Source organism: Winogradskyella luteola (assembly GCF_019203985.1).
GTDB lineage: Bacteria > Bacteroidota > Bacteroidia > Flavobacteriales > Flavobacteriaceae > Winogradskyella > Winogradskyella luteola.
In genome coordinates, this window is the sequence record NZ_JAGSPD010000015.1 from 48376 (window position 1) to 62453 (window position 14078).

11 protein-coding genes are annotated in these 14078 nt (G+C 31.6%); 5 read left to right on the forward strand and 6 right to left on the reverse strand.

The window, feature by feature from the left end; genetic code table 11:
- The first annotated feature begins 20 nt into the window (after positions 1-20).
- Positions 21-1169 (forward strand): glycosyltransferase, encoded by a 1149-nt coding sequence (locus KCG49_RS14665; protein ID WP_218547570.1) that lies wholly within the window; start codon positions 21-23, stop codon positions 1167-1169.
- Here KCG49_RS14665 and KCG49_RS14670 read toward each other — a convergent pair.
- The 4 genes from KCG49_RS14670 to KCG49_RS14685 are packed head-to-tail and all read right to left on the reverse strand — an operon-like array spanning position 1166 to position 5865.
- Positions 1166-2455, reverse strand: a complete 1290-nt coding sequence (locus KCG49_RS14670; RefSeq protein WP_218547571.1) for an O-antigen translocase — start codon at positions 2453-2455, stop codon at positions 1166-1168. The genes KCG49_RS14665 and KCG49_RS14670 overlap by 4 nt on opposite strands.
- Positions 2456-2465: 10 nt before the next feature.
- On the reverse strand, positions 2466-3773 hold the full coding sequence (locus KCG49_RS14675; RefSeq protein ID WP_218547572.1) for an O-antigen translocase: 1308 nt from the start codon (positions 3771-3773) through the stop codon (positions 2466-2468).
- Positions 3773-4891 carry a DegT/DnrJ/EryC1/StrS family aminotransferase gene (locus KCG49_RS14680; protein WP_218547573.1) on the reverse strand — a complete coding sequence of 373 codons (1119 nt, stop codon included), beginning with the start codon at positions 4889-4891 and terminating at the stop codon, positions 3773-3775. Before KCG49_RS14680 ends, KCG49_RS14675 begins: the two co-directional genes overlap by 1 nt.
- Positions 4888-5865 (reverse strand): GNAT family N-acetyltransferase, encoded by a 978-nt coding sequence (locus KCG49_RS14685; protein WP_218547574.1) that lies wholly within the window; start codon positions 5863-5865, stop codon positions 4888-4890. Before KCG49_RS14685 ends, KCG49_RS14680 begins: the two co-directional genes overlap by 4 nt.
- A 245-nt stretch (positions 5866-6110) precedes the next feature.
- Between KCG49_RS14685 and KCG49_RS14690 the strand changes: the two genes are divergently transcribed.
- From KCG49_RS14690 to KCG49_RS14705, 4 genes are read left to right on the forward strand one after another with little or no spacing between them, the layout of a single operon-like run.
- The gene (locus KCG49_RS14690) at positions 6111-7628 is read left to right on the forward strand and encodes a glycosyltransferase family protein (RefSeq protein WP_218547575.1); all 1518 of its coding nucleotides are present in this window, start codon (positions 6111-6113) and stop codon (positions 7626-7628) included.
- Positions 7629-7665: 37 nt separating this feature from the next.
- Entirely contained in the window at positions 7666-8610 is a 945-nt protein-coding gene (locus tag KCG49_RS14695; RefSeq protein ID WP_218547576.1) for a glycosyltransferase family 2 protein, read from the forward strand.
- A gap of 20 nt (positions 8611-8630) precedes the next feature.
- Positions 8631-9947, forward strand: coding sequence for a hypothetical protein (locus tag KCG49_RS14700; protein WP_218547577.1), 1317 nt, complete (start codon positions 8631-8633; stop codon positions 9945-9947).
- Complete coding sequence (locus KCG49_RS14705) at positions 9931-11082, forward strand: glycosyltransferase family 2 protein (protein ID WP_369680368.1); 1152 nt, start codon at positions 9931-9933, stop codon at positions 11080-11082. The genes KCG49_RS14700 and KCG49_RS14705 overlap by 17 nt, the downstream gene beginning before the upstream one ends.
- Here KCG49_RS14705 and KCG49_RS14710 read toward each other — a convergent pair whose 3' ends face one another.
- Together KCG49_RS14710 and KCG49_RS14715 are read right to left on the reverse strand one after the other, a co-directional pair.
- On the reverse strand, positions 11083-12573 hold the full coding sequence (locus KCG49_RS14710) for a sulfatase-like hydrolase/transferase (protein WP_218547578.1): 1491 nt from the start codon (positions 12571-12573) through the stop codon (positions 11083-11085). It abuts the gene before it with no gap.
- A gap of 12 nt (positions 12574-12585) precedes the next feature.
- Complete coding sequence (locus KCG49_RS14715) at positions 12586-14064, reverse strand: alkaline phosphatase family protein (protein WP_218547579.1); 1479 nt, start codon at positions 14062-14064, stop codon at positions 12586-12588.
- Positions 14065-14078: the final 14 nt, after the last annotated feature.

Genomic DNA, 14078 nt, shown 5'->3' on the forward strand with positions numbered 1-14078 from the left:
AAACAAATGTAACGATATAAATGAAGATATTATTAGTTGGTGAATATAGCAGGCTTCATAATTCATTAAAAGAGGGATTGGAAAAATTAAACCATGATATCACTATTGTTGCAGCTTACGACGGTTTTAAAAAGTACGACGTTGATTTACTAATTAAAAAAAAATATCGAAGAGGGATAAAGAAAAAAGTAAAAAACTTACTCTATAGACTAACTGGCTTTGATCTTGAATCTTACAATGTTATACAACAAATACAACAATTAGAATCACAATTGAGAGGCTACGATATTGTACAATTTATCAATGAAACGCCTTTTGGTTGTTCCGCAGAGATTGAAACTAAAATTTTCGATTTTATTTCGTCTCGGAACAACAACACATACCTTCTATCTTGTGGTACAGACTACATTAGTGTTAATTATGCTAATGGTAAAAATTTAAGGTATTCCATCCTCACCCCTTACAAAAACGGTAAGGATAAAACCAATCTCTTTGCATACGGTCTAAAATTTTTAAAACCAGAATTTAAAGCATTACATTATCATATTTATAACAAAATAAATGGCGTTATTGCATCGGATATGGATTATCACCTACCTCTCCAAAACCACCCTAAATATTTGGGCTTAATCCCCAACCCAATAAACATAGATAATTTAAAGTTTGAAGAGCTAAAAATTAAAGATAAGATTATCATTTTTCATGGTATTAACATTCAAAACTATTACAAAAAGGGAAATGATATTTTTGAAGATGCCTTAGGCATTATTAAGCAAAAATATTCGGATAAAATAAAGGTTATAACAGTAAGAAACTTACCGTATTCTGAGTATATTAAAGCCTATAACCAATCCCAAATTTTATTAGATCAGATCTATGCTTACGACCAAGGTTATAATGCTCTAGAAGCCATGGCAAAAGGCAAAGTCGTTTTCACAGGTGCGGAAAAAGAATGGTTAAATCATTATAATGTCAAAGAAGACACTATTGTTATTAATGCTTTACCAAATGCCGCAAGTATTGTTGAAAAATTAGAATGGCTGATTAAAAACCCCAGCAAGATTATTGAGATATCTAAAAATGCCAGACAATTTATTGAAGAACATCATCACTATGTAACATCGGCCAAAAACTATCTAAATATTTGGGGAACCAACAACAAGCTCTAACCATTTTCGGAAGATTTATTACTGTAATAAGCACCAATAACAAAAACCACAATGATAAAGTAAACGATATAACGTACCAAATGTGCTATAACAACTCCTTCGGTCCCGTAGTATTGTATAAATAGTTTAGTAAGTACAAAGAATAACACCAATGAAATGATTTCGGTAATCACGAAGCTTTTTACCAAACGCTTAGCTAAAAATTGATGAGCCAATACCAATGCACAAAGCCGTATAAAATCACCTAACAATTGCCATTTAAACAACGGTTCCATTCCTGTGAAATTTGGATAAACAACATCAATAATAAGATTTCTAAGCACGTACACCAAGAGCATGCCTAATCCAAAAATTGGTAGAATAGTTTTATAGATATTTAAAACTTCATTTTTAAATTCGTGTTTAGTATTAATATTTGCAAATTTAGGAATCACGTATAACGTAAATAATCCTGTGGCAAACACCATATAATTCCGTGAGATAAATGTCATAGCTGTCCAATAACCAGCTTCATTAACATTGATTTCATCCGTAATCAATGTTCTAATATCCAATTCTATATAATTGAGTAGAAATGTGGATACGAAAGACATTAATGTAAAAGCTAAAAGCTCATTTCTATAAACAAGATTTAGTTTTATATCTTTAAATCCTATATATTTTCTTAAAGTTTTACCGAATACAAACCCTAAAACACTAAGTTGTATAATTGGGGCAATAGCAATGGCTATAATTACTCCTTCTAAGTTTGAAGTATATAACCCTATAAGAATAGCTGCTGTTGCCAACAAGTAACTAATAAGTTCAATTTTAGCGTATTTTTTATAATCTGAAAGCCCATTTACAACACCTCCAATAGTTCTATTTAAGGCAATAAAAGGTACTATGACAGCCAACAATCTAAATACATAAATAAAGTCATCTGATTTAAAAAGGTAGTTGGAGAAATAACTTGAACCAAAAAATAAAACTAATGCAGAAATAAAAGACCCGAGAATAAAAAATACCGTAGCTGTAGAAAACAACTTGGCTAATTCTGGTTTGTTTTCTTTGTATTCCGCAACATATTTTACAACACCATTAAAAACACCAAGCGTTGATGTACTGGTCAACATTGCCATAACATTACGCACCTGTCCAATACTAGCAATACCTGCTTCGCCAACGGTAATTGCCAACAAACGCTGAATAAAAACCGAAACGATAAGTCTTATGGTAATTACGACCGCATTAAGAGATGTAATCTTTAAGACTGTATTACCGCTAAGAAATTTTGGAAGCCTCACGTTTAGTTATTTAATAATCATCCATTCCTTCTTCGTTCAACACACCAAACAAAGAACTACCAAAGATTAGCAATATTATGCAGAAGTGCATAAAATAACTTAAACAGTGTCCCATCACAGCCCCTTTTAATCCAAAGACATCTATTAAATAAATACTGGACACATACATAATGACAAATAAAAAGATTTCGATAATTATAAAATGGGCAAACATTTTCTTAGCTAAAAACTTATAGGCAATAACCATTGACATAACGCGCATAAAATCACCCAGTATTTGGTAACCAAACAAGTCTTCAATAGGTCTAAACTCTTCGGTAAATAATAGGTTAACCAACAACCCTCTGCTTAAATAAATAATACCCAAAATAACAGCAAATATTGGCAATACCGTTTTGTAAAAGCTAAACACCTCTTTTCTAAATTCCTTGTGCGAATCTATTTCTGCAAAACGGGGTAGAATATACAATGCCATTAATGAATTTATAAACATTAAATAATAATCAGAAACTCGGGTAACTGCCGTCCAATAACCAGCTTCCTTAATACCAATTTCAGAAATGAGATAGTTTCTTATAATTATATAAACAATAGGCAAGGCAATTGATGATACTAAGGCCATAACCATAAATGGACCTAGCTTTTTAAGTATAGAAAATTTAATATTAGTAATCCTTATGTATGACATCAAATTTTTTCTAAATGCGATACCAACTATGGTAATCAAAAGGTTTAACGCAGGAGTTATTACTACTGCAATTAGAGCACCATCTATTTTGTTTTGCCATATTAAAAGTATCGTCACCAGAAGTCCAAGTATCTGGCCAATGATATTTATGACTAATAAAATTTTGTATTTAGAAAAGCCATTCATTATTGAAAATACAAACATATTTAAAGCATAGAATGGCAAAACAATGGCCAAAGTCTCTATAACATAAGTATAGTTATTGTTTAGAAAGATTAAGCTATTGATATATTCGGCATTGTAATAACATATAAATGCCAACAGAATTGATGAGAAAAATCCAAAATAAAATACAGTAGATAATGTACCGGTAAGCTCAGTTATATTATTCTTACATCTTCCAATAAGCTTTACAACACCATCATATAGGCCGGCGATGGCAATAGACTGTATCGTACTCAAAAAATTTCTAACATTACCTATTAATGCCATGCCTTCTGGCCCAACAAAAATGGCAATGAACTTAGAAATAATTATACCAGCAATAATTTTAATGCTGATATTAGCCGTATTAAGATTTGCCGCTTTTACTAAAACTTCATTATTTATGTAATGAAAAAACTTTTTCATTAATAGGAATTTAAAACTTCAATAACTGTTTTTAATTGTTCATCCGTCATTACCGGACTGATTGGCAAACTTATAACTCTTTCTTGAATTTGCTCGGTTAAAGGCAACTTTAAATGTGAAAATTGGCGAAATGCATTTTGCTTGTGCGGTGCAAGGGGATAATGAATCAACCATCCAACCTTATGCTCATCCAAAAATTTTGTAAAACTCCCCCTATCTTCTACTTCCATGACAAAGGCATAAAATACGTGATTGTGTGAACCATCGTAAGACGGTAATTTTAATTTTGGATTACTAATGCCTTCTAAATACTGTTTGGCAATCGCTCTTCTCTTTTCATTATCTAAGTCTAAATACTTTAGCTTTATACTAAGAAATGCAGCTTGCAGATCATCCAATCGACTATTGAATCCTATAATTTCATTTTTATACTTTTCTTTACTGCCATAATTTCTCAATAGAGAAACAGCTTCAAATAATTCTAAATCGTTAGTTGTTACAGCACCTCCATCACCAAGAGCTCCCAGATTTTTACTCGGATAAAAACTAAATGCTGCGGCATGCGAGAGGTTTCCTGCTTTTAAACTTTTGAAGTTTTCATTTTCGGTGCTCGCAATAGCTCCATGAGCCTGTGCAGCATCTTCAATAAGCAATAAATCATTTGATTTACAAAGCTGCATTAAACTTTCATTATCAGCCAATTGCCCATATAGATGCACCATGATTATCGCTTTCACATTTTCATCTAATGCTTTTTCAACATGTTCTATTGAAAGATTATAGGTGTATGGATTTGGCTCTATCAAAACAGGTTCTAGTTCTGCATGCAAGACAGATAAAATAGTAGCTATAAATGTATTGGCCGGAACAATAATTTTATCACCTTTTTTCAGTTTTCCTATTTGAATATAGCCTTTTAAAATCAATGTAAGTGCATCTAATCCATTAGCTGTACCTATACAATATGCTGTACCGCAATATTGGGCAAACTCGCTTTCGAATTTTGAAACATTCTCGCCTAAAATATAATTTGAAGCATCTAAAGATTTAGAGAAAGCGGCTTTAAACTCGTTTCGGAATCGGTCATTAACTTTATGTAGGTCTAAAAACTTAATCATACAAATACATCATCTAACAGTTTATAGTTTTCTGTCTTAATCTTATAAAATCCTTGAGTGATTGATCGTGCTCCAAAACCTTCTTTCCAAAATTGAAGTCCTTTGTTGACTTTTTGACCAACTTCAATATTTGACGTACCAAAACTAAAATAAGGTTTATCTTTAAACGTAATATCTAACAAATGTGTATGAAGGAAATCTAAACTCCCCAATTCGTTTTTGTCTGCGTTTCCCGAAATATATTGGCAGTGTGCTACATTATGGGTTTCAAAAATTGTAGTGCCACCAACAATGACATCATTGTAAAACACATTGAATTGCCTTATGTTTTTCGGAAATCTAGATTTCAAAAGATTAATTTCTTCTAAAGTGTGTACGGGTTGCACACCGTGTTTAGACTTTAAATTAGGAATTAATATAGCTTTCCAAAACAGGTCTAAGTTATCCGACTCTTGAACTTTTAAATTATGCTTCCGACCTCTTTTGAGACCTTCTTTTCTACTATTGGAATAGGATTTAAAATTTAAATCTACAACCGAGTGCATATCATTTCTCAATAGCTCTGCATTGGTTTTAAAACATAGATAAAGCATTGTATTATTAGTGGTATTTTGAAGATAAATACTTGGCAACTCCTTTAGAATTAAACTATCAACTTCTTTTTCATTAAGAAACTTTAATATAGCCTTAAAAACCAGAATCGCATCTTCAGACTTTAACTCTTTTGTATAGATCAAACCTCCATAACTTAGGCCTTGATGCGAATAGACTTCATTACCTATTTTATTAGCTGGTAATAAAGCTAGTAGTTTATTATTTTTATAAGCCATCAATGAATAGTCCTGAAATCTATCGCAATGGTAATCCATAAAGTCTCTTTGAAACAGAAAAGTCTGTTGATTGCTTGATTCAACAAAGCTATCCCATTCATCTTTATTTGTTCGTTGATATAGAGTAATATCCAATGGTTGCATCAACCAAAAATAGTTTTAATTTTTATTTTCGGTTTAAAAAATTGGTTTTTTAATGCCTATATCTATTTAGTAGGTCATGTTCAGTCTTAATATTAAGTTCCCAGAGCTACATTCTTCCTTAAAAGTTTCAGGACATTAGTAATCAACGCTTATTATTTTATATTAGCAAAAAATAATCCGATTGATTGACTGTGAACAGTAAGAACCTATATAAATTCCTTTTTTTTGGAATACTGATTTTTTATATGATAGCGTATGGACCTTATGGCATAGATGAGGGAGATATGGGGTCTATTTTTGGTATATCATGGAGTATGTACAACGGTTATTTTCCACACAGAGATTTTGTGTATATAAAGCCTGCATTCTCTCCTTATTTTCATTCGCTACCACTTTATATATCAGAAACTTATGCCTATCTAATTAATCGGTATTTATATTTTGCACAGGTATTCACTTATTCTTATTTAGCTAGTGCCATTGCTTTTAAGTTATTAAACCTTCCTAAAAAGTATATCTTTTTTATTGCTACTATTGGTGCATTAGTTTCTATTCATAATTATCCACCAATGCCTTGGAACACTGTAGATGGTCTATTCTTTAGTATTATTGGCCTGTTCTTTGTCACTAAAACCACCAAAAAATGGTGGTGGATCGTTTTAGGTGCGTTTTTTCTTTTTTTAGGAGCTTTATGCAAACAGCCTTTTTATTTTTTCCCGCCACTCGTGGCTTTGTTTTTGTTATTTGGAAAGGATTTAAAAGCTTTCATTATATTAAGTATTAGCGGCCTATTATTTGCTGGTGTTTTTATTCTCTTATTTTGGTGGCAAGATGCTCTCAACCCTTTTATTGAACAGATGTTCAGTTTTACCTCTGGTTCTAGCTTACTAAATACTGGCGTGAAGTCTTATTATTTAGGAATTAAGTTTCATGTTTTATATATAGTCATTACAATTATTGGCATTTGGCTTGCTAAAAAATATCTCAGTAGAAATTTAGCATTTTTACTAATTCATGTTCTTATAGTTACCATATTTGTATGGTTATACTATAAAAACGAAAGTCTATACAAACCTTTAAAATATGGCATCATCCATATTCTATGGGCATTTGGTGTTTTATATTCGATTGTAAAAAGTATAAAGCAACCAAAGTATACGATTTTGGTTGTGCTGTTTGGTTTATCCTGGTGTGCTTCTATAAGTAATGGTTATAATACACCTATCGATTTCTCAACACCATCTATTTTATTCATTTCAATACTTACCTTAGGTGAGACGTTTACCATAAAAAAATGGACTCCACCATTACTTATAGGTATTTATTTGGGAACTTTCTATTTAGGATATCAATATCCATTTAACGAAGAGAATCGCAATCAATTAAATCATAACTTAGGCAACTTATATCCACATTTACAAACCATCCATACCAGTAAAGAGCGGTATGATAAGTTTGAAGAGCTAAAAGTATTATCAAACAGATACGATAACTTTACGATTCTACCATCAATGACCTTAGGCCATTATATTACCAATACCGTAAACCCGATTGGTGTAGATTGGGTATTTAATCACCACCTCGCAGACGAATTAGAGAACTATAAACAAATGCTTAGTGATAAAAACCTGACCATTTTTATAGAAAACTTTGAAGACCACAAAGATAATTACCAAGAGACATCTTTACTAACGGTTTTTGTTGTTGATAATTGGGTACTTAAAGAAAAACACAAACACTTTAGGGTTTATCAACAACGCTAATCAAAAAAAATGATAGCTTTGTAGTACAAGTTAAATTATGAATTTTAAAGATGCTACACTCTCATTGGTAATCCCTCTCTATAATGAAGAGGAAAATATACAGCAGCTATTAAAAAATATTGATGAGGCTTTAGAAGGTCTTAAATTTGAAATGATTTTGATTGATGATTTTTCTACAGACAAAACTGTTAGCGAAATCAAAAGGTTAAATCATCCAAAGGTTAAACTCATTGAACTTCGCAAAAATTATGGACAAAGTTCTGCCCTTGCTGCAGGATTTGATAATGCCAGCGGGGATTATATCATTACACTAGATGGTGATTTACAAAATGACCCGATGGATATTTTACCAATGCTTCAAAAACTACAAAAAGAAGATTGGGACGTTGTTGTAGGAATTCGCAACAAACGAAAAGATAATTTTGTAAAAAAACTACCTTCGAAAATTGCAAACTTTTTAATTAGGAAAGCCACCAAACTTAACATTAAAGATCATGGTTGTGCTCTTAAAGTATTTAAAAAGGAAATCGCTAAAGAATTAAATCTCTATGGGGAAATGCATCGTTTTATAGGTTTGCTCGCCTATCTAAATGGCGCCCGTATTGGGGAAATAAATGTAAAGCATCATCACAGAATTCACGGAAAATCTAAATATGGTTTGGGCAGAACGTTTAAAGTTGTAAATGATATTCTGCTCATCTTGTTTCAGCGTAATTATCTTCAAAAACCACTGTATTTGTTAGGCAATCTTGGAATTTTCTTCTTTGCGCTTGGAGCCATCATAAATGTATATTTGTTGATTGAAAAAATCCTTGGTAATGATATTGGAGATAGACCATTACTTATTTTAGGCGTACTATTTTTACTTGTAGGAGTTCAGCTTTTTACTACAGGCATTGCTATAGACTTACAAATGCGAACATATTACGAAACTCAAAACACTCGTCCTTATAAAATTAGAGAGATTACTGATTTTGATTAAAAGAAGTGTAGTTTTATTTTATGAATAAATTTAAAATCAATTTTATAAAGCTCAATCCAAAAACATCTATTTTACTCTTAGTCTATCTAATTGTATTTCTCTTCTGTACATTCAATGAGCCTCTTTATTCGCCAGACACATACAGTTACTTAAGAGCTATGCCTTACCGCCAAATGGGTTACGTTATCTTTCTGAAAGTTTTTACCACATTATTTGGGTCTTTTTACGATGTTATAGTTGTTATTTTTCATGCCGTTTTTAGCTTGTTTGGTGTGCATTATTTTTTTATAAGAATTTCAAAAGTTTTTAAACTTAGTAATCTTCAAAGATCGCTATTACTCATTATTTTAATATACCCTTTTTTCCCACCACTAAGCATAGCCAACAACCTATGCTCAGAAGGTTTGGGTTATGGCTTATATCTTATGTTTATTGCTATGGGTATTGATATTTTGTTCAATAAGAAATATCAAAACCTTAAGTATTATCTCATTGTCTACTTGGCTTTGGTTTCTGTAAGAAGTCAATTTATCTTTTCAACTTTAATCTTTGCTGGCACTTATTTTTTAATGTATCGAAAAGAGTTACTTCAAAAAAAGCACATCTTAAATATTTTAGTGTTTGTCGGTATCATACTAGTCGCTAGTATTACAGAACGCACTTATCACAAAATCAAAGATGGTTTTTTTAAACCCACACCTTTAGGTTACACAAGTGCCGCAACAGCCCCAATTTATCTTTCAGACAAAGCTGACTATAAGCTGATAGAAAATGAAGACTATAGAGAAATTTTTAAGATAAGTTACGATAGTCTTATCAAAAAAGATTTATTGATAAAGCCTGAATATACTACAAAGGAAGCCTATAAGTTTTTTCATGATAACTTGCCTAAAATTTGTAACCAGACCGTTAGAGAGGTTGGCAAAGCATATTACTCTATTAAACCCACACCTAAAGAATGGAGCGATAGCCAAGCTAACTCTTATATTTTTTTTGAAACCGAAGCTGCATGTAAAGAATACACCAAAGTCTTGATTCTAAATAATCTTAAAGAATGGTCAAAATTATTTTACGCAAACATTACATATGGCTTTAAATATCAACTTTTACTCTGGTTTGTAGTTCTTATGTTTTTCTTTAGTCTCATCAAAACTTTTCTGAATTATGAAAAAGAGTATAGCATTATATTCCTTTTATCATCACTTATATTATCAAATGCTATGTTTGTAGCATTTGCCGTTCATTCTATACAGCGTTACCTATTCTATAATTATGCTTTAATATTTTTATTGTTTCTTAGCACATACAACCTTTTAAGACGTGGACAAAAACCCTGAACTTTCTATAGTAATGCCATGCCTCAATGAGGCAGAAACTCTAGCCATCTGTATTAAAAAAGCACAATCGTTTTTTACTACCTACAAAGTTGACGGAGAAATAGTCATTGCTGATAACGGGAGTACAGATGGCTCTATTGAGATTGCAAAATCACTAAACACAAAAGTGATTCATGCTGAGAAAAAAGGATATGGAAGCGCACTAAAAGCTGGTATTACCGCATCCAAAGGCACTTACATCATTATAGGAGATGCAGATGACAGTTACGACTTTGGTAATCTTATGCCTTATCTCAAAAAATTGCGAGATGGTTTTGATCTGGTTATGGGAAATCGATTTAAAGGCGGAATAGAAAAAGATGCTATGCCTTTTTTGCACAAATACCTTGGCAATCCTGTATTGTCATTTATTGGCCGTTTATTTTTTAAGATTAAAATAGGTGATTTTCATTGTGGTTTAAGAGGATTTTCAAAAGCGGCTTATAATAAAATGAGCCTAAAAACTTCAGGTATGGAGTTTGCTTCCGAAATGGTCGTAAAATCTAAGTTGAATAGCTTATCCATTACTGAAGTCCCAACAACTCTGAAGAAAGACGGTAGAACAAGACCACCACATTTAAATACATGGAGTGATGGCTGGAGGCATTTACGATTTCTAATGCTTTATGCGCCTAATTGGTTATTCCTTTATCCTGGCATTGTGTTAGCCTTAATTGGATTGATATTATCAACTGTATTAGTTATTCAACCTTTAAAAATTGACGGCTTAACCTTAGATGTTCACACATTACTTTATGCCTCATCTTTTTTATTGGTCGGTTTTCAGTTTATTATTTTTTATGGGCTTACAAAGATTTTTGCCGTTGAGAATGAATTATTGCCAAAGTCTAATCGTTACAATAAACTCTTCAAAATTATTAATCTCGAAAGAGGGCTTGTTATTGGTTTTATTGCTTTAAGCATCGGACTATTCTTAAGCCTTAGAGGTCTATCGGTTTGGAGTGACACTAACTACGGAACCTTAGATGCAAGCACTACATTACGTCTAATTATACCTGCGATTACTTTATTGCAATTAGGTATTCAAACCATATTATTCAGCTTGTTTTTTAGTGTTTTAGGATTAAAGAAATAGCTATGGGATATAAAATTCTTTGAGTATTACCTGATCATAATCGTTTATATATTCATAGATACCATTAGAAACTCCATGCCTCAGAACTTTATAACTTACATCGGCTTCAAGATGTTTTAAATAAGCATTGTTATCCGACAGATAGGTAAAGAGCAAACGAAAAACATTTACTGAAGTTTTAAACTTATCATTAAAGCTAGGCTTTTCGTTATTTGGCCAGTGTATAGACAATTGGCTACTGTAAATTGAGTAAATCAGATCTCTATCTTTTGTCACAGTATCTGCTTCACTGGCATAATTAAAACCTACATAACCTCCATGGTCTGCAGCAATTATGATTAACGCATCTTTATCGTATTCCTTTATTAATTCTATTGCAGACCTAAGCACCGTATTTGCTTCTTTAAGGTTATTTAGCCACTCTCTTCTTTCTACAGCTTTATCGTTACTAGAGTTTTTTTTCTTGCTCTTAATATGCCATGGTTTAAGTATTTGAACAAAGACAAATTTTGGTTGTTCTGTGGCATTAGAAACAGTAGATTTTAAATCTCTACTTATATCTATTGGTTTAGCAATTCCTGGGCTTATATAAGGAAAATCACCATAAGTGATATTACAGTAATCATAGCCCATTTCTGGTCTGTTAAACATCATATAGCCTGTTTGCGTTATAAAATGGGTACTGTAACCATTATTCTTAAATATCTCTAAAACAGGATTTTTAGAAACAATCATGTTTCGTGCATTATACAGTTCAAAATTAGAAATGCGCTTGTTATAATAATGGTGTTTCATCATAAAGAATGATGAATTAGAGGATAATGTTGTAGAATAATTGCTTCTAAAATAGGGGTAATGTGTAAAATTGTTATCAGTTAGGAAAGCTTCGAATTCAGAATTATCATAATCATAATAGCCTCTATCAAGTTCTGAAAAATTAGTATAACCATCTGGTTGAATCATATAAACATTAGGCTTTTTCTTAAACTTTACCTTAACAATATCATCGGGCAGGTTCTGCCAAGTATTGGATATACTTAGGTTTGTATAAATTGTATATGCGAGACTAAAGGCACTAACAAAGGCCAATAAAAATTGCAATAGCAACAAACGTTTAAGATGTTTTTTGAGATACAAAGCAAACAATACAGCTATTAGTATGATGAAAACTATTTTTTTACGTTGTACGCCAGAATACGTAATGGTTTTAATAAGGAACAAAAAGGTAAACACATTAAGAAATGTCAATACCATCAGACTGTTTTTCTCTTTGTCTAACCTTTTTAATATCCAATGCACTGCAGTAAAAATTAAAGATGGCAGTACTAAAAAGATTGATATAAAAAACACCAAATGTTCAAAAGAATTTACGATAGAAAAGTTTTTAGAATAGACATATATCATTGGATACAAACCAGATGCCAGTCCATAAACTGCAGGGTACAATTTGTCGCTTTTTAAAAATTTTTGAATGGATGCTCTTATATTCATCAATATAGAATTCTACTTAAATTTTTTAAAAACTATATGTCCTTTATCATCTATATACTCATAAATTCCGGTAGCCGCACCTTTTCTAATTGTAATATAGCTTTTGTTTTCTTGTAAGTGAAGTAAGTAGTCATCATTTTCACTTAAGTGGGTAAATAAAATTCTAAAAAGGTTAACTGAAGATTTTAGTTCTTCATGATAAGTAGGGTTAGAACCATTTGGCCATTTTATTGCCAATAATGACGAAAAAATTGAGTTAATCAATAAAGGACTATCTGTTTTAGTAAGTTTTTCTCGGTAAAAATTAAAACCTACAAATCCGCCATGATCTGCCGCTATAACGATGAGACCGTTTGGATCTTCTTTAGTAATAAAATCTATCAATTCCTTAAGCCACAAATTAGCTTTCTCTATACGCTCTATATATAATTTACGTTCGTTCTGTACAGAACTCTCAGGGTTATAATTTGTAGTGATATGACTTGGCAACATAGACTCAATAAAAAAGAAATTAGAAGTGGTTTTATTATTCTTAATCGCTAATTTAGTGTCTTCCGTTAAGTCAGTTTTACCAGAAAAACCTCTATTGAGATATGAAATATCATCCAAAGATATATTACAATAATCAAAATCAATATTGGGTCTATTAGATAACAAATATGGAACCTGTAGCATTAAAAATGTCTTGTAATTATTGTGCTTTAGAGTTCTTAGTACCGGGTTGCTTTCCACTATTTCATTTCGCTTGTTATGTCTTGGATTAATCCCTAATGTAGTGTTACCATAATAATGGTGCTTCATAGCAAACAAAGCACTGTTAGAACCTAAAGTGGAAGAGTAATTGCTTCTGTACTCATCATATATTGTGAAGCTTTTCGATTTTAAATAGGTCTCAAATTCGCTGTTATCATAATTGTGAATGGAATCCCTAAATGTAGAAAAGCTAGTATAACCATCGGGTTGAATCACATAAATATTTGGTCTCTTTTTAAACTTAGCCAACTCAATGTCATCTGGTTGCTCCATCCACTGTTTTGTATATGTGATTTCCCTATAAAAATCTGGTATCAATTTTGGCAATACCAAAAGGATTAGAATACACTGAATAACCATTACTTTTTTTAGATGAACTCTTAAAACATAACCAGAAATGATACCCAAAAGCATAGCTGCCAAAAGTTTAGGCACATCAAAACCATAAAGACTAACAACTATGGTTAAAAAAAAGCAGCTCAAATTAAATATAGGAAGTAAGTAATGTCTCCATAGATTGGTCTTGATATTCTGTTTAAATAAAAAATCTAAGAAATAGAACAATAAAAGTGGGCCAATAATATAAAGTGCCACTAGATAGGTAAACTGTGATCTGGAATTGATCAATGCATAATTCTTATCATAATAATATAGTAATGCATACGCACCTGCCACTAAAATTGCTATGATAGGATTTGCTTGACTATCATTTAAGAAATTTCGAAACTTCTTAATCAAAAATTTGAACATAT